This is a genomic window from Sulfurimonas xiamenensis, assembly GCF_009258045.1.
GTDB lineage: Bacteria > Campylobacterota > Campylobacteria > Campylobacterales > Sulfurimonadaceae > Sulfurimonas > Sulfurimonas xiamenensis.
Window position 1 is genome coordinate 608218 of the sequence record NZ_CP041166.1, and the last position, 20328, is coordinate 628545.

A 20328-nucleotide genomic window follows, 5' to 3' on the forward strand; every position below is an offset into this window, starting at 1 on the left:
ACAATAAAGTGTATTTAAATGTGATTGTCTAGGTGGCTATAGAGAGAGGGAAACGCCTGGCCCCATTCCGAACCCAGAAGCTAAGCCTCTCATCGCTGATAATACTGCATCTTTCAGGTGTGGAAATGTAGGTCGCTGCCTAGTTGATCATTTCTTCTTTTAATTATACAATCACATTTTCATATAATTTTTTCTAAAAGACTTAATTTACAATATCTTTAAAATAAAATTTATATATAATCAATCAATTACTTTTATAGGATTCTAATGATACTTAATAATGAATGGCATACTTTTTTAGAGGATGAATTTTCAAAAGATTACTTTATAAAACTTCAGCGATTTATAGAGTTAGAGTACAAAACAAAAACAGTATTTCCAAAATATGAAAATATTTTTAGAGCCTTTAATCTTCTAAATCCTGATGATGTCAAAGTTGTAATAATAGGGCAGGACCCATATCACGGTCATAATCAGGCAAACGGACTCGCTTTTTCAGTTTGTGATGAGTGTAAGATCCCTCCATCGCTGGTCAATATTTTTAAAGAATTGCAAGATGATGTACATTGTGCTGCGCCTACAAACGGTAATTTGACTAAATGGGCAATGCAGGGTGTTTTGCTTATTAACAGTGTTCTTACTGTTGTAGAGGCTAATCCTAATTCACATAAAAATGTGGGGTGGGAAAGATTTACAGACTTGGTTATTAGTAGATTATCCTTAAGATACGAGGGCATAGTTTTTGTTTTATGGGGAGCTCCGTCTCAGAAAAAGGAGAGACTTATTGATACAAAAAAGCATCTTGTTCTAAAGGCACCTCACCCCTCACCACTCTCTTCATATCGCGGATTTTTTGGCTCTAAGCCTTTTTCACAATCAAACTCTTATCTTAAGACTCATGATAAAGAGGAGATTGATTGGTGTCTTAATTGATTCTGAATTTTGCCGTTGCACTCAGGTGGTCAGAGTAGCCTTTGCCTTTGTGTTTTCGCACTTTTGCACGAGATACTTCCCATCGGTTTATGCTCTTTTTTTTAAAGAGATACTCTTTGTCAAAATTTGAGATGCTGCCATGGATATATGATATATCTTTCTCGTCTAATAGGGGCTGAGAGATAAGTATATTGTCTAAAACCTCTTTTTTACCTCTGTATATATATGTGTATCTATCCTCTCTGTCTGCATCGTACCAGAGGTTATAGAAGCTATCTTGTGCATACTTTACTTTTGAAGCTCTATCTCTTTGATTGATGGTTCCCAGTATGTGGTTTATCCCAGTTATTCCGTCAGTGTCATTATGTTTTCTTTTTCTTTTGAACTTTATATACTCTTCATAGTCTGAGTTAAAATCTCCGAGTAAGATGATATTTTTGTCAAACCCTATCTCAGAGACCCTCTTTTTAAGCGCTTTTGCAGAGATTATTCGTCTGCTCTCGGCTCCAGATTTTGATTTCCAGTGATTTACGAAAATATATAACTCTTTGCCGTTAACTATAAATTTGTTCTCCAAGATGTTTCTATACTCTAAAGTCTGCGTCACGCTTACTTCTTTGGAGTAGACAAAGGGAATTTTGCTAAGAAGCGCTACTTTTATAGTGGTATCTTTTTTATCTGCGATGCTGTAGTACTGGTAATAGAGTCCATGCTGTTTTAGCGTAAACCTCAAATCAAGCAGTGCCTGAAGCGATTCAACCTCTTGAAGGGCTATTATGTCCGCATCTATCTCTTTTATGACCTGTGAAATATTGTGCAGCTTTATTTTGTAGTTTTTTTGGTTCCAAAGAGAAGGTCCGTTTGGAATATATTCACTGTACTCATGTCCGCTTTTTTGCAAATCAAAGAGATTCTCTACATTATAGGTCGCTATTTTCAAAATCTTCTCTCCAAAAAGTGTTGCGCAGAACAAGAGAGCCAAAAGTAGGTGTCTCAAACTATATAATCCCGTTTAGACGAAGCAGACTATCAGGGTTTGGCTCACGATCCATCAGCTCTTTAAAGAGTATGTCCATGCTTTTTGCACCGCCGCCTTCGAGAATAATATGGAGATATTTTTCAGCGATCTTGGAGTCAAATATCCCCTCTTCTACAACACCAAAAAATGCATCTGCACTTAAAACTTCTGCCCATTTGTAACTGTAGTATCCTGCTGCATAACCTCCTGCAAAAATATGAGAAAAGCCGTTTTGAAACTTGTTGTAAGATGGCGGTTTTATAAGTGCCGTCTCTTGTCTGATGGAGTCTAGGAGATTTTGAATAGCATCACCTTGATAGAGTTTTGTGTGTAGTTTAAAATCAAAAAGCGAGAACTCAAGCTGTCTTAGCATTCCAAGAGCAGAGAGGAAATTCTTGCTCTTTACCAACTTTTCTATCATCTCATCTGGAATGATCTCTTCTGTTTTGTAGTGGCGTGCAAAGAGTTTTAACACACTCGGCTCGTAGGCAAAGTTCTCCAAAAATTGCGATGGAAACTCTACTGCATCCCACTCTACACCGTTTACGCCGCTTACTTCATTCTCGGCTACATTGCTTAACATATGATGCAGAGCGTGCCCCATCTCATGAAAAAGAGTCACGACATCATCATGTCTTAGAAGTGATGGGCTTTTGCTTGAAGATGGCGGAAAATTACATACTATTACGGCTGAGGCGAGTTGCTCTTTGCCCTTCTCATCTTTGCAGTGGGTCTGGAAGTTGTTCATCCAAGCGCCCCCTTGCTTTCCCTTTCTGGCTTCGAGGTCAAGATAGAGCCTCGCTTTTAATTTGTTATCAAGATAGAGATCATAAGAGGTTGCTTTTTTATGCCACAGCTCCTCTTCTACCTTTTTAAAGCTTATTCCAAAAAGTTTGTTTAAAAATTCAAACATCCCGTCTAAAACGCTCTTTTGCTCAAAATAGGGACGATACTCCTCTTCATCGATCTCATATTTCTCTTTTTTGAGTATCTCGCTGTAGTAGGCGCTATCAAAGCTCTGAAGCGGCTTTTTTGCTATCTTTTGAAGTTCCTCTAGCTCTTTTTTTGCCTGTGCTTTAGAGTTTGAAACCAGCTTTTCTAAAAAATCGACAACGCTCTTCTCATTTTTTGCCATCTTGCTTGCAAGAGAGTATGAGGCGTAGTTTTTAAAGCCTAAAAGAGAGCTCATCTCATCTTTTAGCGATAAGAGTTCATCTATTATCTTGGCATTTTGCGGTGCTCTTGTGACATAGGCGCGGTAAAGCTTCTCTCTTATCTTCTCATTTTTGCCGTAGGTTATATAGGCGATATATGAAGGCATTTGAAGTGTAAATCTATATTTTGTGACTCCATCTTCTTTAAATTTTGCGCTCTCTTTATCACTCTGCGGCAATCCCTCTACATCTTTTGGGTCATCTACAATATACTCGTACTCGTTTGTAGCATCAAGAAGGTTCTGAGAGAAGTTATTTGATAGCTCACTCTTCTTTATGTTTATCTCCCCGAGCCTTGCTTTGCTCTTTTCATCAAGATGTGCACCGCTTAGTTCAAAGTTTAGTATATTGAGCTCCAAAACCCTTTTTTGTTCCTGGTTTAGACTCTTTTGTTCTTTTTTTTCTATCTCTTTGTAAGCTTTGTAAATATCTAGATTTTGAGATAGCTTTGTAGAGTACTCTGTTATGATAGGCAGTGAAGCTGCATATATCTTTTGCGTCTGTTTCGTGTTTTTAACGGAGTTTAGATGTGAGAGCGGAGTGAAAAACTGCTCCAGGTGCTCATCCATCATCTCAAGCGGTTTTACAAAGTTTGCAAAACTCTTCTCTTTTATCTTTAAGAGCTTCTGTACTTTTTTATTGTTGTTCTCTACTCTCTCTTTGAGCTCTTTGATAAAGCTCTTTAGTTCTACTTTAAACTCTGGAAATTTACTCATATTTAATCGTCCTCTTCATCTCTTTTTTGTTTTGTTGCGCCAAATCTCTCTATCAAAATATCATCATACTCGTTTGCTTTTTTAAAAAGCCTCTCCATTGCTGTTTTTCCCTCTTTTAGTGTTAATGAGGAGTCAATTATAAGGTAAGAGAGATAGATGAAATTCTCATTTATGGAAAAACGGAGGTAGGAGAGATTGTTGTTCTCGTTCAATAAAAAATCATAAATTTCAGATATATTTTTTTGAGGTATCACGCAAAGCTTTGAATCAGCTATGATAATTCCGTTGTCGTAGTAATTTATCTCGATACGCGCACTACCATGATCAACTCTCCATGAGGCTTGAGATCTTCTGGCAAGTGTTACATTTACATCTAAAGACTCCAATATCTCTTCAAGTAACTTTGTGCTGCCAATTGGGTTGTACCCATTTCTTCGCAGCTTTGCGATCTCCAGTTTGCTTCCGCACTCAGGGCAGTAGTCGTTTTTTATATTCTCTTCTTTTATCAGGTTCTTACAAAATGGGCATTTTATGATATTTTGAGCATTTATGTTTTTGTACTCTTTTAGCGCTTCATCAACATAAAAGTATGGAAGGGCAAAGCCCAGATTGTTGGAGTTTTGTATAATGAATGTATTTACTCCGATAACCTCACCATCCGTGTTTAAAAGTGGTCCGCCGCTGTTTCCGGGATTTATAGCAGCATCAATCTGAACATACTCAAGCTCCCCGTATATCCTTGAAGCTTTTGATACTATCCCCTCCGTAGCGCTGTAATGAAGTCCGTAAGGGTGACCAATGGCGACAACAGTGTCTCCGTTTTGCACTCTTTTAGTAGAGAGGATAAGGGGATTTTTAGGTTTTATAAAATCAAAGCTTATAAAAGCGAGATCAAAATATGCATCGTCGTATACTACTTTAGCGATGCTTCTTTTGATCTTTTTGGCACTGATCACTACCTCTTTAAGTCCTGCAACTACATGTGAGTTTGTAATGATAAGGTCATCAACTATAAAACCCGTGCCGCTTCCGTATGGGGTCATGATCTGTATAATATTTTCGGCGTAAGTACCCAGTATGGCTTGCGTATTCATGGCTATATCTCTTCAAAATCAAGATTTTTAAGTTGCAGATAAAAGCTGTTGCTAAACTCGTTTAGGGATGTAAAGTTAAGTTTGTCACCAAAGGGTTTTAGCATTTTATAACGGCTTTGGTAAGGCGAAATGATATCCTCTATTTTTGAGATAATAGCTTTTTTTGAAAATGTTGCTTCTTGTTCATTGTAAAGCGTGTCGTATCCGAGTGCTTTGAAAAAAGCGGGATTTTGAATCTCAACAAGTGTGTGAAGAAGAGCTTTTGTAACCGGATGAAGCCCGTAGTTGTAAAGTAGATAGAGCGCAACATATTTGTACATTGTAGGAATGACCTGATTGTATCTGTTGTTTTTGTACCATCTTATCTTTGCAAGAGATTCGTTTATAAAGATTTCTATCTCTTCATGAGGCGATTTATCACTTGGGTTGAAGGTGTATTTAGCGTCATAAAAGTTTGTCTTAAACTCTTCAAAATTCATCTCATGAAGTTCGTTTATATACTTTCTGATCTCTTCGTTCTTTGATTCGACAGTGAGGTTTTCATCGCTAAAGTACTCAGTGATCTTTTTGCTTGATTTTTGGAAAATGCCATACTTCGGTACGATGAGATAATCTATTTTAAAAATAAGATACAGAAGAATAAATGACTGCATAGCAGCATTGTCGTTTGATGGAAGCGTGGCAATTTTGGCGTTTATTTCATCAATCCATCTTTGCATAAAGTCGTACTTTAGTCTCAGCTCCTCTTCATCCATACTCTTTAAATGTTTTATATCTTCTAGAGTAATCTTAGGGAATTCGCTTTTTGTATACTCTTTGTCAAAGTCGGAATTGAGAGCTATTTCTCTTAATGGGTAAAAAACTTTTTGAGGTGTCATTGTAATATTGTCAAGATATAGTTTTAATTTTATATATTCATTATCGCTGAAATAGTAAGCGTATGTCAGTTGATAGTTTCTTTCTAAAAGCAGTCGTTTAAGTGCAACATTTGCCAATGTTTTTTTTGTAATAATAACTTCTGCATAGAGATTCTCTTTTGTTATTGTTCCTGTAATTCTAGCAGTTCCCTGAAATATCTCAAAGTTTAGCTTATTATCTTTTTTTACAATAATAACATTTTGGTTTGATTGGCCATTTGAAAAATTTTCAAGTGATTTGAAAAAGTACTCATATGCATTTAAAATCTCTTTTTTTTCAAATGCTTCATAGGATTTGTTGAATAAATTTTCTTCATCTTTGCAAAGAGATGCATTTATGCCTCTTCCGAATGAGTGTTTTATTTCTGTTTTTGTTTGAAAAAAATTTAACCAACCCATAAACTCTCTTTAAAAAAAATATATAGACAGTATTATAGTAAAAGCATCTTTATAATAGGTTAGAAATAGACTTACACTCTATTTAGAAGTTGTTTATCATGGCTTATTTGATTATAGATTTGAAAGTATTTTAAAAACATAACAATTGCATAAAATTTATACAATATAGTTGATTAAAAAATATTCTTATAATGTAAAATTCTTGTACTACTATATTTTAGTGTATAAAAAAAGTAAAAATATTTACAACATGGAGTCTATTATGTCCTATTTAGTCCCTACAGAGTTTGTTACAAAAATGGTTGACGCAGGCGAGTCAAAAGTCTATATGTCAACAAAAGATACGCTCATCAGAGCTTTTATGGCAGGAGCTATTTTGGCACTTGCGGCGGCTTTTGCTATAACTGTTACGATGAAGACGGGTTCACCGCTTGTAGGTGCGATGCTTTTTCCTGTTGGTTTTATCATGCTCTATCTTATGGGTTTTGACCTTTTAACGGGTGTTTTTGTTCTTGTTCCTCTCGCACTCATCGACAAACGCCCTGGGGTTACGGTGAATCAGGTTCTTAGAAACTGGGGGTTTGTTTTTGTTGGTAACTTTGCAGGTGCGCTCCTTGTGGCGTTTATGATTTCGTTTATACTCACATACGGGTATCAGATAGAAACAGGTGAAGTCGGCAAAAAAATAGGCTCAATAGGTGAAGCCAGAACGCTTGGATATCAAGAACACGGTATTTGGGGCTGGATGACGGTTTTTATCCGTGGGATGCTTTGTAACTGGATGGTCTCCATGGGTGTTGTCGGGGCGATGATTTCAACTACTGTAAGCGGAAAAGCAATTGCGATGTGGATGCCTGTCATGCTCTTTTTCTTTATGGGCTTTGAACACTCTATTGTTAACATGTTTTTGTTTCCATTCTCTATGATTATGGGCGGTGACTTTACTGTGGGGGATTATCTTCTGTGGAACGAGCTTCCCGTTGCTCTTGGAAACCTTGTCGGCGGGCTTGCATTTACAGGACTAACTCTTTATGCAACCCATGTTAAAACGGGTGCGAAAAGAAAATTAAACTGATAGTATGAAAAGCCGCTTAGAACTCTCTATCTCCCAGTACTCTACCGGGGGACGCAAAGAGATAAATCAAGATTTTCACGATATCTGCATTCCGACCGAGCCACAGCTTACACTCAAAGGTGTTGCCATTGCCATCGCTGATGGTATCGGCAGCAGCAGCGTGAGCCAAATCGCCTCCAAAACAGCCGTTACCTCTTTTTTGATGGACTACTTAAGCACGCCTGATGCATGGTCGACCAAGAAGTCAGCCCTTAGGGTTTTGGGTGCCACAAACTCTTGGCTACACTCCCAAACCATGCAGAGCAACTACTCCCATGACAAAAACAGAGGCTTTGTCTGCACTTTTAGCGCAATGGTGCTTCGCTCAAGCAGTGCATACATTTTTCATGCGGGCGATACCAGAATTTATCGTTTTCGTGATGGCGTGCTGGAACAGTTGACGCAAGATCACCGTTTACGAGTCTCGCGAGAGGAGAGCTACTTAAGCCGTGCTCTGGGAATGGAGGCGTATGTTCGCATGGACTATAGCAGTTTTGGGGTTGAGATCGATGATATTTTCCTCTTTATGAGTGATGGCGTTTATGAGTTTGTGAGTGATGCGCTTTTAATTGCCGCTATACAAAAGGGTGAGAGCGCATTTGAAGAGCTTGCAAAGAACATCGGCGAGATGGCGTTTGCGATGGGAAGTGATGACAACATTACCATCCAGCTTGTGCGTGTGGATGCGTTGCCAAAAAAAGAGCTCAAAGAGATTTACAAACAGCTTGAAGAGAAGCCATTCGCACCTCTGCTTGAAGCAAGAGAGGAGTTTGAGGGCTATACCATCGTGCGGGAGCTGAGTGCGAGCAGTAGAAGCCATGTCTATCTTGGAGTCGATAATAAGAGCGGAACGCAAGTCGCACTGAAGATCCCATCCATCGACATGCGCGGCGACAAGGCGTATCTGGAGCGGTTTTTGATGGAGGAGTGGGTGGCTAGACGCATTAACAGCCCCTATGTACTAAAAGCTTTTGTTCCAAAGCGCAAGAAAAATTACCTCTATAACACGCTAGAGTATGTCGAGGGGCAAACGCTTTTGCAGTGGATTATCGACAACCCGCATCCGCCTCTTGAGACGGTGCGGCAAATGGCGGAGCAGATAGCAAAAGGACTTTTGGCACTGCATCGTCAAGAGATGATTCATCAAGACCTCAGACCACAAAATATCATGATTGACACTTCAGGTACGCTCAAAATCATAGACTTTGGCGCAACAAGAGTAGAGGGCATCATGGATGTCAATATCCGCCTTGAGCATGAAAATCTCTTAGGAACAGCAATCTACAGCGCGCCTGAATACTTTTTGGGCAAAAAAGGAACAACCCGCTCAGACCTTTTTTCCATGGGCGTAATCGTGTATGAGATGCTAACAAGCCATTTTCCTTACGGTGTTGAAGTTGCAAGGGCAAAAAATGAAGCAGCGCAAAAGAAGCTTCATTATACGCCGCTTTACCACTACAACCAAGAGATTCCTGTGTGGATTGATGAAGCGGTTAAAAAAGCAGTGGCACTCAATCCAAATGAGCGTTACGAAGAGTTAAGCGAGTTTTTGTACGACTTGCGCCACCCAAACGAGGAGTTTTTAAAGAAGAAAAAACCGCCGCTTGTGGAGAAAAACAGTGTAGTTTTTTGGCAGAGTTTCTCTTTTGTTTTGGCTGTTATATTGGTGTTTATCTTGCTTAAGTAAAAATTTGTATAATTTTTATATTGCATAAAATATAATCAATAAATTGATTATTTTATTTCTTGTTACTGATAAAATTGTGATTATATTCGATATAGATCGGAGTTACAATGGAAGCATTACAAAAAGCATACGATGCAAGAGCAAAAAAACTTAACAAAGTCGAAGAGACAAAGGCACTTAAAACGCCACAAGAAGCATTTGCGATGTTAGAGAGTTATGCAAAAAACGGCTATGAATCTATTTCAGGCGAAGATAAAAGCTACTTTTTAAAATGTTTTGGCATTTATGATAAGGATGCGCAAACTCCACAAAAGTTTATGATACGCGTTCGCATTAGCGGCGGCTACTTAAACGCTGAACAAGCAAGAGTTTTGGGCTTAATCGCACAAGAGTTTGGCGAAGATTATATAGACATAACAACCCGTTCGCAGATAGAGTTTCGTTATATCGACATCAAAGATATACCGACTATCTTTGAGCGTATGAGTGCGGTGGGGATTAGTTCATACCAAACAGGTGTGGACAACTTTAGAAACATTGTTACAGATCCGCTCGATGCCAAAGGATTTGACAATGTTTTGCCGTCATACGAACTTTTAAAAACCTTAGAGAGAAGTTTTCTGCATAATTATGAGTGGATAAGCGCACTTCCTAGAAAGTTTAATACTGCAATCACAGGCTCGATTTCCAACAGATGCAACGCTTTTAGTCATGACTGCTGTTTTGTTTTGGCTCAAAAAGATGGACTTTACGGATACAACATGTACCTCGGCGGAAAAGTCGGCAAAGTGGCAAAGAGTGCAGATATTTTTTTACTGCCTCATGAAGTGCCGAGTGCTTATGGTTCCATAATTGATATTTTTAGAAGATTTGGATTTCGTGACAACAGAAACAAAAATCGTCTTTTCTTTTTAGTCGAAGCGGTTGGCATGGAGGAGATTAGGAGTGCGATTTGCCAAAATGCGGGAATTGATTTTGCGCGCGGAGGCGAGACTATGACAAAGCTTGATTTTAACGATCCTGACCATGGAAAGGTACAGTTAAGAGACGGATCATTTGGCATTCATATGGTTGTTCCCGCGGGAATCTTCAGCGGAAGCGATTTGTTAAGCGTGGCGGATATAAGCGAAAAATTTGGCAATGGCGAGATTCGTTTTGATATAGAGCAGAGCATCTATATACTTAGTGTAAAAGAGATAGACGCACTAAAAAACGAGGCGATTTTTCAAAAATACAAAAGTGTAGACTCTCCTTATAAAAATCATTTAATAGCATGTGCAGGTTCACAACACTGTGCATTTGGAGTGATTGAGAACAAAAATGATGCTATAAAAATGGCGGAGTATCTGGAGCAAAAAGTACCTCTTCATGAAGGACGAGTACGCATGTATTGGTCAGGATGTGTTAAAGGGTGCGGTCTGCATGGTCTAGGTGACATCGGTTTTGAGGGCTGCAAAGTCAAAGTAAACGGCGAAATGGAGGGTGGTGTAAATATCTCTCTTGGCGGAAAAATCACAAGTGAGGGTTTAGAAGGATATGCAGTCGTTAAATCGGCTTCGCTTCGATATGCGCATCTTTATGTGGAGACTTTGATGCTTGAGTATAGAAGACTTAAAAACCATTTTGAGAACTTTGAGCAGTTTCATGAGCGGATTTTAAAGCTTTACACCCCTGCTTGCATCGGTTTTATGATGAAGATTGGTGCTTATTTGAGAGAGAAAAATATCGATGTTGAGATAGGTTTTAGCGAAAAGGTTAACACCGGAAAAAATGAGGAGTTTGAAGTTTTTGAATTTGGGCGTAGATTATACTACAAACTTGCAGGAAAAGAGGCTTACTCATCGTATGAGAGATTTACAAATACTCTTAAAAATGAAAAACTTCAAAATATCAGAGAACTGATACCCTGTGTAGATGAAAATCTAGCACTTTTGTGTGAAAAAATTTTGGACACAAAAGAGCAGAAAAGGGCAGTTGTTTTTTCAGAGCTAGCTTCATATATAAAACTGTAAAAATATTTAAAAGTTTGCTGTAATATATATAACAATAAATAACTCTTTATTGCCCTTATGTAAATTTTTTTATATTTTTTTCCAAATAGTTGTAAGATTACTCATGGAACTGTTGTACAGAGCGCTTGTTACCAGAGCATTGACGCCTGTTTTTGCATAATCGGCAACATTTTGCATATTAATTCCGCCTGCAGCCATAATTGCAGCATTTGGAAAATTTATATTTTTGTATGCAACAAGCTCGCTTGCTGTATCTGCTGAACATTTATCAAGTTGAATAACATCGGCACCCAGCTGTAACATTCTTTTAGCATCGTCAAGAGTTTGAGATTCAACTACTAATTTATTCTCAACACAGCGTTTTTTAATTTTTTTCAAGGCATCTTCAAATGCATCATGGTTTTCAAATAAAGAGCGGTGGTGATCAAATATTAGAACACTCTCTGATACTCCCAATCTATGGGGCATAACACCGCCGCACATAAGAGCATGTATGGAAAATTGTTTAGAGAAAGGAAAACTTTTTCTAGTTACCAATACTTCACAATCGGGATTGACGCTTTGCGCTTTTGTTAACATTTTGTGTGCATGTGTAGCAAGTGCGCAAGCATGTTCTAAAAATACTTGACACACTTTCCATGCTTTATGGATAGATTGCCCATCACCATAAATTTCCAAAAGGGTGCTTCCTTTTTTTACCATTATGCCTGATTGTGCTTTTGCTATAACTTTGCATCCGAGCAGTTCAGCAATCCGAGCCGCATCATCATTGCATGCTACAACTATCTCTTCTCTTGTTACGATACTTAGTATTACTTTTTGTTCTGCAGGAGCCAATAGATGTGTGGTTAAATCAAAGTATGAAATATCCTCTCTAATGTAATTCCAAAGTTCTTGGTCTGAAAAATTAATCATTTTGTATATCCATATTTTATAAAAATTTTTTTTGCTCTATCGCTCAAGATAAAGTCATAAAAGGCTTTGTAGTCACTGTTGTTTTCTCCATATTTTAAAAGAACGATTCCCTGTTTAATAGGAGCATATAAAGATGTGTCAACAGAAGCCCAGTTTACATTTTCTTTGTAATGAGCCATTTTAGGGCTGTATAGGGATGATTTTGCGATAAATCCTAAATCTGCCGCAGTAATTGTATATGAGACTGTCTGAGAGATAGATTCGCCAAAGACAAATTTGGATTTAGCACTCTCATAAACATTGCTGTTTTTCATGGCTTCAATTGTTGCCGCACCGTATGGTGCTGTTTTTGGATTTGCTATCGCTATTTTTGAGATAGAGTTATCATTAACAATTGCTATTCCTTTTGAAAAATCAATCGGTTTTATGCTTAAATATGCAAGCTCTCCCTGCGCATATACAATCGGTTTTGTAGTAGCTATTTTTTTATTATATAGAGCTTCAGGATAAAGCATGTCAGCTGCCATAAAAAGTCCATATGGTGCACCGTTTTGTATTTGGGCAGTTAATTTTCCGCTGCTGCCAAGAGTTATTTCAATATCAATGTCTGGATGAATTTTTTTAAACTCAACTTTTAACTCCTCAATTGCATAACTTACATTGGCTGCTACAGCTATGTTTATTTTATCTGCAAAAATAACGCTAGTCGTAAGTAAAATAGATAATAGAAATTTTTTCATTGCTCTCCTTTAAAATAGATAATTAAACTCTAAACGAGCATCTAAACTATCAGCATCTCTCTTTTTTGTATCAGTGTATCCCAATCTAAGGCGCCATTGCAGATCAGTCATGCAAGGAATATTTTGAATAAATCCGGCATAATAATAATTTTCATCATACTCACCTTTTTGCTCATCAGCATCGGTATGTAGAGCAGATAATTGGATAAATAAATCTTTATACACTCCGTTTTGATTTGCATTGATTGATAATTCGGCACGATAGCTTTTTGTATTGGCTTTCCAGTTGTAACGAGCCATTGAACGAGTATATCCAGAAGTTGGAAAGCCTCTCCAAGGTGTTACAAGATCAGCCTCATCAAATATTTTAGAGTATGCCAAATTAAGTTTGTAAATATCATAAACTCCAACCAAACGAGCTGCTATCATTTGCGAATCAAGCGAATCAGCATCTTTATACCCGCTGTATGACCCTTCTATACCGGCTAGACTTCCATCGTAGTTTGCACCACCAATTTTTCCGCCGCCATTGTCAAACTGTTTTATATATCGAAAACCAGGCGCAAGAGTAAAGCCATTCATGTCAATTTTGTAGTTTGCTTCAGCCATTATCTCTGAGAGAAGTTCAGGAACCCAATAAAATGATGCATCAAAGTTGAGGTTTTTAATATGTCTATTTTTAATATCCCCGGTAATAAGCGGTGCATCTGTACTTACTCCGGCTGCATTAAGATTTGTATATGAGAGTCCTTTGTGCATTGCTGAGTCATCATTCCCGTTCCAAGGATCTGAATCATCATACATCAAAACAGAGTGTGATGTTGTGTGATCTCTCAATTTTTGTTTTGTTAAATAGGCAAGTTTTATTTGCGTATGCGGTATAATTCTTGTTTCTGCCACAACACCATCAAATGTATTTGGAATCATTTTTGTATCATTTGATTTTGTATAAAAGGTTTCTACAAGCTGGCGGCCGATATTAATTTGTGAGTTAGGAATATTTTTATAGCTTATATAGGCTTGACCTAAAACCGTCATTGATTTACCTTCACCGTTTGTATAGTCATAACGACTCAGTACATCTTTACCTGATTTTAAAGATTCTACAGGATCACTGTTGCTGTCAAAGAATGCTTTTGAATAGTACAAACCTGTCGTAAAATCAACTCCGTAAAAAGTTGCACTTTTATATACAAGAGAACCGCCAAGACCGCTTATAACATGAGAGTTTTGCTTCTCATTCTCTTCTTCCCAATCGTAAAGAAAAGTGTTTGATCGAAGTCGTCCATAAAAAAGACCCTCTTTGAACATATCCGCAAAAGTATCAATTGATTGAGATGGATTATTATTTACTAATTGATAGTTGCTTTTTAGCGTTTGTTTGGAGATAGGATCATTTGCATATGTGAAGGAAGCAAGAGACAGAATTGCAGCAGCTATATTTAATCTAGTTTTATTTTTCACAAAATTTCCTTTTTTTAAAATTAATAATTTACCAAATACCTAAAATAATACTTTTTGGTTTACAAAAAGCAGTTATCAGCATCGCTTTTTAAAAAGTGTATATGCCCATTCTTCTCACTTATGCGTTTTGAGAGGTTGCTTAAAAAAGCATGATGCTCCTCTTCTAAAATTTTATATGTATTTATCAACTTTTTTGCATAATAAGCAAGATAAGTTCCACTACCGCCTTTTCCGCTTTCTTTAATTTTTATTAAAAGTTTCATTCAGCCTTGACCAAGAAAGCTGTGCTCAGATTTGTTTATCCATAAACGACCATTGACACTGTTTTGCATTATCATCCATAATTAAGCTTCAAACCGTAGTATATTAAAATATATAACGCTTGTCAATCAACATAGATAAAAAGATGCAAGAAGAATATCTTGCATCTGTAATTGTTTAGAAAGGTAATAGATTTTTAATTGAGTCGCTAGCAGAACCTGTGTCAATAGAACTTGATTCAGAGAGTAGTTTCTCAAGTGCGCCGCTTTGTGAGCCGATGAGAGAATTGATGTCAGGAATAGCCGAAGCAGAACTATTTACTCCTTTTAGCTGCTCTTGCATCTTCTCATTAAGCATCGTCTGCAGCTGGGCTTCATACTTTTTCGCTTCTTTTGAAAAAACGCCGCTGAGCGCACCTGATATTTTTTTATCCAGATCCGTTGTAACATCCAGTGCAGGAGACTCTAACGAGCCTGTAGCATCTGTTTTTATGTAAAAGCTCTTTACCTCAGAGAGCGTAGAGTTGACGATATCTGCATACTTCTCATCAAGTCCGTCAATCGAGACAGCGGCATTTTTAAAATCCAGGCTGCTCTTTAGCTCCAGTTTTGACAAGCCGTATACATCAGCATTTCCTTGAAGTGCAATATCACTTTTTTTAAGAGTCAGCGAAGAGAGAGCAAGATTGTCAAGAGGCACTCTTTTTGCGCCAAACACTGCACTTTCGTGAGCCACTTCACCAAGCCTGTCATCTTTGCCTTCAAGCACAAACTTCTCTACGATATCTCCATCGCTTGTTACTTTAAAAGTGGTGGCTTTGCCAAGAAGTTTTTGGTTATCTGCTATGTCATTTATAGTTCCCGTGAAATCTTGGGTTTTAAGCTTTCCGCTCAGATCTACTTTTGCAGCGTAGATGTCCGGAGAGGGAACCTCTTCTTTGAACTTTATCCATCTTCCTTCTCCGCGTGGAGGTTTTGGAGGCTCGACTTTTGCTTCGCTTTTCATATAAGGCTGGGCAAGTGTGTAATATTTTTTTGCCATTGCTATATACTCTTTTATCTTCTCGCCAAAGATAGTGCCCACGACATTTATCGCGCCGCTTCCATCAAGTGAATAGGCACTTTTGAGACTGTTGTAATCACTCTGCGGAGCATTTTTTATCTCGCTGATAAGTTTGGATATGCGTGCTTTGTCATCCGCAAAATCTTTTTTAATAGATGCGAGCTTTGCTTTATGCGCATCTATCTTCTTCTTAAATGCAGTAATGTCATCCTTTAGTTTTAGAAGCTGCGCTGGGTCTTTTGATTTTGAAGCAGACTTTATAGCTTCTAGATCTTTTTTATACTCATCCAGTTTATTTGAACTAAGCTCCTCTTTTGATACTCTCTCCCATTTTGCTTTTATCTCATCTATCTCTTTTTGAGCTTGGTTATAAACTTTTAGAGATTTTAGATCTGCGTTTGCAAGAAGCTCTTTTGGAGTCGGCAGTTTTATTTGCGGCATTGCAAACAAAGATGTGCTTGATGCAGCCGTGCCTCTCTGCTCTTTTGCAGAAGATGGTTTCGGGTTTGAGCTTGGCGTGTCAAAGCCGATGCCTGTAACCTGAACAAGCTCCATATGCGTCTTTCTTAAAAGAAGCGCGTTAAAATCAAGGTCTGCCAAGATATTTTGGATACTTACGCTGTTTGTCTTGCCGTTGTCGTCTTGTACCTCAAGATTGCTTATGCGTAAAGATGCATCGCCAAAGTTTGTCTCTACATCTCTAATGAGCACATCTTTGCCCGTTGCACTTGAGAGTCCTTTTTCAAGTGCAAATTTTATAACAGGGTCTATTACAAGTATTGCAACTGCAAGAGTCAAGGCAGTTACTGCGGCGAATACGCCTACACCCATGATACGAAAAGTGCTGTCTTTTTTATCGCTTTTTTTAAGAATGCCAAACTTTGCCAAAAGCGGGTATCTCTCAATAAAAAGAACAATTTTGCCTCGTGAGGTATTTATGACTCTGTTTAAGATAAGGTAAAGAGGAAGGGAAAGGATCACAGCGACTACGAACGAGCCAAGGACTATGGTGTTGTTAAAGTATGTAAGGCGCATAATGCCGCTGTTGTACATGGCACTCCATAATCCTTGGAGTCCCTCTGCGCTAAGGAGCATATATCCGAATGATTCAAAAAGCGGGTCGAAAACATAGCCTACACCTGCAAAAAATGCACCGGAGACCAGAAAAAGTCCGAAATGGATATTTATTAGAAGTGCCAAAAAGATGATGAGAGCCGTTTGAACCCCGCTTAGAGGGGTAAGCCCCATGACCATACCTAAAACAATAGCCAGTGTTACCTGCCACGGCGTCTGACCTGAGTTCAATGCTTTGAAGAGCTTAATTATAAAATTCACGCTTATGCCTTGTGCTTAGATAATTTATCTGTTAGTTTAGCATATTTAATTGTTTTCACTTAGTTTAGTAATAAAAATAATTTAGAGCAGCTTAAAAAACAAAGCAAAACAAAAGCCAAGTTTAAGTATAATTCACAGAATATAAATATACAAAGTATTTCTAAAAACTACAAAAATTTTCAGAAATGTTTTAAAGGAATTGCATGGCTAATAAACGGGTTTTGGTAAAGTTTTCAGGTGAAGCTCTTGCAGGCGAAGCGGGTTATGGAATTGATACGCAGATTTTAAATTACATATCGCAGGAGATTAAATCACTTGTTAATGCCGGAATTGAAGTTGGAATCGTTATTGGAGGCGGTAATATTATTCGTGGAGTAACTGCTGCTCAAGACGGAATTATTAAAAGAACCTCTGGTGATTATATGGGGATGCTTGCAACTGTAATAAATGGAATAGCGATGCAGGAAGCTTGTGAACATGTAGGCTTAGAGGTTCGCATGCAGACGGCTATTAAGATGGAACAGATTGCAGAGCCATATATAAATCGCCGTGCTGTTCGTCACTTAGAAAAAGGTCGTGTTGTGATTTTTGCAGCAGGAACAGGAAATCCGTTTTTTACAACAGATACGGCTGCAACTTTAAGAGCTGTAGAAATTGGTGCAGAAGTTATTATAAAAGCTACGAAAGTTGACGGTGTTTATGATAAAGACCCAAATAAATTTAGCGATGCTGTAAAATTGTCAGAACTATCTTATGAGCAAGCATTAAGTGATCATGTAAAAGTAATGGATGATACATCAATTGCATTAGCGAAGGATAATTCATTGCCTATTTTAGTTTGCAATATGTTTCAAAAGGGCAATCTTCTAGATATTTTGCAAAATGGCAATATGCAAAATTGCTCGATAGTAAAATAGCTTATCAAATAAGCGGGAGGGACTTTGTTCCTTCCGCGGAATAATTTTTGACACAAAGTGTCAAGCTTTAGTAGCCACAGCGGCTTTAGCGAAGCGGGAGGGACTTTGTTCCTTCCGCGGAATAATTAAATAAAAAGGAAACAAAATGAAAGTAGAAGAGTTAACAGCAAAAATATTAGACAATAATCCAAAAATGGATAGTTATCAGTTAGCAATAGCTGTAGCAAAAAGAACAGATGAGCTTTTAAATGGTGCAACAAGCAAATTAAATGTTTCAAAAAATGTTAAAGTAGCTGATTTGGCTTTAATGGAATTAGCTGAGGGCCTTATAACAGTTAAAGGCTTTATTGATATTAAAAAGTAACAAATTGGGGCTTAATCGAATGGATATCGAAAAGGTTAAGTATATAGAAGATATTGACTCGGCAGTCGACTATCTTTTTACGCAGATACCTCCAAGCGATATTCTGAAAAAAGCATTAGAATATTCTAAAACGGCACACAAAACACAATTTAGAAAAAGTGGTCAGCCTTATGTAATCCATCCGATTTTAGTAGCGGCTATTGTCTCTTCAATAACTAATGATGAAGCGATGGCAATAGCGGCACTTCTACATGATGTTGTGGAAGATACACACATTAATATTGATGAGATTCAAGAACTTTTTGGAACGGATGTTTCTCATTTGGTTGAAGGTTTGACAAAAATAGACAGTATTAGGGATGCTGAGTTGATTCCTTCTCACTCTAATGAGCGATTAGTTGTTTCAGCCCTCTCTTTTAGAAAAATGCTTTTAGCAAGTATTAAAGATGTGAGAGTATTGGTTGTAAAGTTATGTGACCGACTTCATAATATGCTAACTCTTGATGCACTGCCTGCTCAAAAACAAGAAAGAATAGCAGAAGAGACTCTTGTTGTTTATTCGCCAATTGCGCACCGTTTAGGTATCTCTTTTTTAAAAAATTTATTAGAAGATTTAAGCTTCTCATATCTTTTTAAAGAAGAGAAGCGCCATATAGACAATTATCTTGATGCAAATTTTCATGCTATTGAGATGAAACTTGATGAATTTAAACAGTCAATTAATAAAATATTGGTGCAAAACGGTTTTTGCGAAGACGATTTTGAGATACTTTCCCGCGTTAAACATAAATACTCTATTTATCTTAAAATGCAGAGAAAGGGTGTTGGAATAGAAGAGGTTTTAGATCTTTTAGCGGTTAGAGTATTGACTGACGATCCTGTAAAATGTTATAAAATTCTAGGGCTAATTCATTTGCATTTTCAACCACTTTCTTCAAGGTTTAAAGATTATATAGCAGTGCCTAAAGATAATGGATATAGAACTATTCATACAACAGTTTTTCACAATACTGCTATTTTTGAAGTTCAAATCAGAACATATGATATGCATAAAACAGCAGAACTTGGTGTTGCTGCTCACTGGAAATATAAAAGCGGAGGGAATAACAGTATCAAACTTGATTGGCTGCATAATCTGGGCTATCAAAATGAATCTGTTGAGGATTTTTATGATCTTATAAAAAATGATCTTTATAGTGAAGATATATCCGTATTTTCTCCAGTTGGAGAAGTTTTTACTCTTCCTCGCGGTGCTGTTGTTCTTGATTTTGCTTATGCTGTGCATACGCATGTGGGTAATCATGCTAAATCAGCTTTAGTAAACAAAGTTAAAACATCTCTTATAAATGAGCTTCACAACGGTGATATTGTAAAAATAGAAGTTGATGAAAACAGTATTACAAGATGTAGCTGGATAGATGCTGTTAAAACATCAAAAGCCAAGACAAATATGCGATATAAATGTAATGCAAGAATTAAAGATATAAATATAAAATCAAGTATTAATATTGTTGCAACAGCAATGAATTTAAACAGTTCAAGAGTAGAGGAGTGGTTTGATAAAAATAATTGTGAAAAAAGAGCCACTATTGCTACCGATATAGAGCATTTTCGTGAAGTTATTCATAAATATATTACTGAAATAAATCAAAATAATCGGTTTAAGAGATTTTTATCAAGACATAGATTTAAGTTAAAATCCTACTCTTTTAGAGATTTGGAAATATATAGTACTTCTCATGTAAGCGATGTAGTATTTGATTACTGTTGTCATCCTAAAAACGGGGATGAAATAATGGCTTTTTTAGAAAAAGGCAAAGTGCATGTACACCATAAAATGTGCAGCAGCGCTTCAAAAAAGCTCGAAAACAAGGAACCAATGGTATTTGTTAGATGGGAGCAACAAAAAGCTTATAACTACAATATGATTGTATCACTTCATAGTGGGGTTGGTACTTTAGCAGAATTTTTAAATTTTTTAGCAAAATTAAAAATAGATATAAATCAGATAGAATTAGGCAAAAACAAAGGTGAAACTACTAAATACTGTGAAATAGGTTTTGAAACGAAAGAAGCTGATATTAACTTGCTTCGTGGTAAAATCGAGCAAAAAATAAAAGTCATACATCTTATTCGAACTGATGATGCATATAAATAGAATTTAAA

The 20328-nt window shown here is 37.2% G+C and carries 16 protein-coding genes and 1 rRNA gene; 8 read left to right on the forward strand and 9 right to left on the reverse strand.

Translation table 11 applies throughout. The annotated features are described in order from the left end of the window. Positions 1-28: 28 nt before the first annotated feature. Both rrf and FJR47_RS03215 read left to right on the forward strand, forming a co-directional pair. Positions 29-144 (forward strand): 5S ribosomal RNA (gene rrf / locus FJR47_RS03210). 123 nt (positions 145-267) lie between these two features. Beyond that, a complete protein-coding gene (locus tag FJR47_RS03215) occupies positions 268-933 on the forward strand; it encodes a uracil-DNA glycosylase (RefSeq protein WP_152299026.1) in 666 nt (221 codons plus the stop codon). Here the strand turns inward: FJR47_RS03215 and FJR47_RS03220 are convergent. Genes FJR47_RS03220 through FJR47_RS03235 form a run of 4 tightly spaced genes read right to left on the reverse strand, consistent with a single transcriptional unit; the run spans position 926 to position 6291 of the window. Further along, positions 926-1930: an endonuclease/exonuclease/phosphatase family protein gene (locus tag FJR47_RS03220; RefSeq protein WP_152299027.1), complete on the reverse strand. Its 1005-nt coding sequence runs from the start codon at positions 1928-1930 to the stop codon at positions 926-928. The genes FJR47_RS03215 and FJR47_RS03220 overlap by 8 nt on opposite strands. 1 nt (position 1931) lies before the next feature. Next, the gene (locus FJR47_RS03225; RefSeq protein ID WP_152299028.1) at positions 1932-3881 is read right to left on the reverse strand and encodes a M3 family metallopeptidase; all 1950 of its coding nucleotides are present in this window, start codon (positions 3879-3881) and stop codon (positions 1932-1934) included. 2 nt (positions 3882-3883) lie between these two features. After that, complete coding sequence (locus FJR47_RS03230; RefSeq protein WP_152299029.1) at positions 3884-4975, reverse strand: trypsin-like peptidase domain-containing protein; 1092 nt, start codon at positions 4973-4975, stop codon at positions 3884-3886. 2 nt (positions 4976-4977) lie between these two features. Next, positions 4978-6291: a hypothetical protein gene (locus FJR47_RS03235; RefSeq protein WP_152299030.1), complete on the reverse strand. Its 1314-nt coding sequence runs from the start codon at positions 6289-6291 to the stop codon at positions 4978-4980. 262 nt (positions 6292-6553) lie between these two features. Here FJR47_RS03235 and FJR47_RS03240 point away from each other — a divergent pair, with 262 nt between their 5' ends. From FJR47_RS03240 to FJR47_RS03250, 3 genes are all read left to right on the forward strand, one after another. Then, positions 6554-7366, forward strand: coding sequence for a formate/nitrite transporter family protein (locus tag FJR47_RS03240; RefSeq protein ID WP_152299031.1), 813 nt, complete (start codon positions 6554-6556; stop codon positions 7364-7366). Between the two features lie 4 nt (positions 7367-7370). Beyond that, positions 7371-9092 (forward strand): bifunctional protein-serine/threonine kinase/phosphatase, encoded by a 1722-nt coding sequence (locus tag FJR47_RS03245; protein WP_152299032.1) that lies wholly within the window; start codon positions 7371-7373, stop codon positions 9090-9092. A gap of 107 nt (positions 9093-9199) precedes the next feature. Continuing rightward, the gene (locus tag FJR47_RS03250) at positions 9200-11104 is read left to right on the forward strand and encodes a ferredoxin--nitrite reductase (RefSeq protein WP_152299033.1); all 1905 of its coding nucleotides are present in this window, start codon (positions 9200-9202) and stop codon (positions 11102-11104) included. Positions 11105-11173: 69 nt separating this feature from the next. Here the strand turns inward: FJR47_RS03250 and modD are convergent, their stop codons facing one another. The 5 genes from modD to FJR47_RS03275 form a co-directional block, all read right to left on the reverse strand. Continuing rightward, positions 11174-12019: a ModD protein gene (gene modD, locus FJR47_RS03255; RefSeq protein WP_152299034.1), complete on the reverse strand. Its 846-nt coding sequence runs from the start codon at positions 12017-12019 to the stop codon at positions 11174-11176. Continuing rightward, complete coding sequence (modA, locus tag FJR47_RS03260) at positions 12016-12759, reverse strand: molybdate ABC transporter substrate-binding protein (protein ID WP_152299035.1); 744 nt, start codon at positions 12757-12759, stop codon at positions 12016-12018. The genes modD and modA overlap by 4 nt, the downstream gene beginning before the upstream one ends. A gap of 9 nt (positions 12760-12768) precedes the next feature. Continuing rightward, positions 12769-14223, reverse strand: a complete 1455-nt coding sequence (locus FJR47_RS03265) for a hypothetical protein (protein WP_152299036.1) — start codon at positions 14221-14223, stop codon at positions 12769-12771. A gap of 59 nt (positions 14224-14282) precedes the next feature. Next, positions 14283-14486 (reverse strand): hypothetical protein, encoded by a 204-nt coding sequence (locus FJR47_RS03270; RefSeq protein WP_152299037.1) that lies wholly within the window; start codon positions 14484-14486, stop codon positions 14283-14285. A gap of 175 nt (positions 14487-14661) precedes the next feature. Then, positions 14662-16881, reverse strand: coding sequence for a TIGR03545 family protein (locus FJR47_RS03275; protein ID WP_152299038.1), 2220 nt, complete (start codon positions 16879-16881; stop codon positions 14662-14664). 203 nt (positions 16882-17084) lie between these two features. Between FJR47_RS03275 and pyrH the strand changes: the two genes are divergently transcribed. The 3 genes from pyrH to FJR47_RS03290 all read left to right on the forward strand — a co-directional run bounded on the left by pyrH (position 17085) and on the right by FJR47_RS03290 (position 20320). Then, positions 17085-17798: a UMP kinase gene (pyrH, locus tag FJR47_RS03280; RefSeq protein ID WP_152299039.1), complete on the forward strand. Its 714-nt coding sequence runs from the start codon at positions 17085-17087 to the stop codon at positions 17796-17798. A 145-nt stretch (positions 17799-17943) separates the two neighbouring features. Then, positions 17944-18162: a DNA-directed RNA polymerase subunit omega gene (locus tag FJR47_RS03285; RefSeq protein ID WP_152299040.1), complete on the forward strand. Its 219-nt coding sequence runs from the start codon at positions 17944-17946 to the stop codon at positions 18160-18162. A gap of 19 nt (positions 18163-18181) precedes the next feature. Next, positions 18182-20320 carry a RelA/SpoT family protein gene (locus FJR47_RS03290; protein ID WP_188093746.1) on the forward strand — a complete coding sequence of 713 codons (2139 nt, stop codon included), beginning with the start codon at positions 18182-18184 and terminating at the stop codon, positions 20318-20320. Positions 20321-20328: the final 8 nt, after the last annotated feature.

Bases quoted from the DNA above. Each gene is read 5' to 3' on its own strand.
- FJR47_RS03230 (WP_152299029.1), bottom strand. From the start codon at position 4,975: ATGAATACGCAAGCCATACTGGGTACTTACGCCGAAAATATTATACAG.
- FJR47_RS03270 (WP_152299037.1), bottom strand. From the start codon at position 14,486: ATGAAACTTTTAATAAAAATTAAAGAAAGCGGAAAAGGCGGTAGTGGA.
- FJR47_RS03225 (WP_152299028.1), bottom strand. From the start codon at position 3,881: ATGAGTAAATTTCCAGAGTTTAAAGTAGAACTAAAGAGCTTTATCAAA.
- FJR47_RS03250 (WP_152299033.1), top strand. From the start codon at position 9,200: ATGGAAGCATTACAAAAAGCATACGATGCAAGAGCAAAAAAACTTAAC.
- FJR47_RS03285 (WP_152299040.1), top strand. From the start codon at position 17,944: ATGAAAGTAGAAGAGTTAACAGCAAAAATATTAGACAATAATCCAAAA.
- FJR47_RS03245 (WP_152299032.1), top strand. From the start codon at position 7,371: ATGAAAAGCCGCTTAGAACTCTCTATCTCCCAGTACTCTACCGGGGGA.
- modA (WP_152299035.1), bottom strand. From the start codon at position 12,759: ATGAAAAAATTTCTATTATCTATTTTACTTACGACTAGCGTTATTTTT.
- FJR47_RS03215 (WP_152299026.1), top strand. From the start codon at position 268: ATGATACTTAATAATGAATGGCATACTTTTTTAGAGGATGAATTTTCA.
- FJR47_RS03235 (WP_152299030.1), bottom strand. From the start codon at position 6,291: ATGGGTTGGTTAAATTTTTTTCAAACAAAAACAGAAATAAAACACTCA.
- modD (WP_152299034.1), bottom strand. From the start codon at position 12,019: ATGATTAATTTTTCAGACCAAGAACTTTGGAATTACATTAGAGAGGAT.
- FJR47_RS03240 (WP_152299031.1), top strand. From the start codon at position 6,554: ATGTCCTATTTAGTCCCTACAGAGTTTGTTACAAAAATGGTTGACGCA.
- pyrH (WP_152299039.1), top strand. From the start codon at position 17,085: ATGGCTAATAAACGGGTTTTGGTAAAGTTTTCAGGTGAAGCTCTTGCA.
- FJR47_RS03290 (WP_188093746.1), top strand. From the start codon at position 18,182: ATGGATATCGAAAAGGTTAAGTATATAGAAGATATTGACTCGGCAGTC.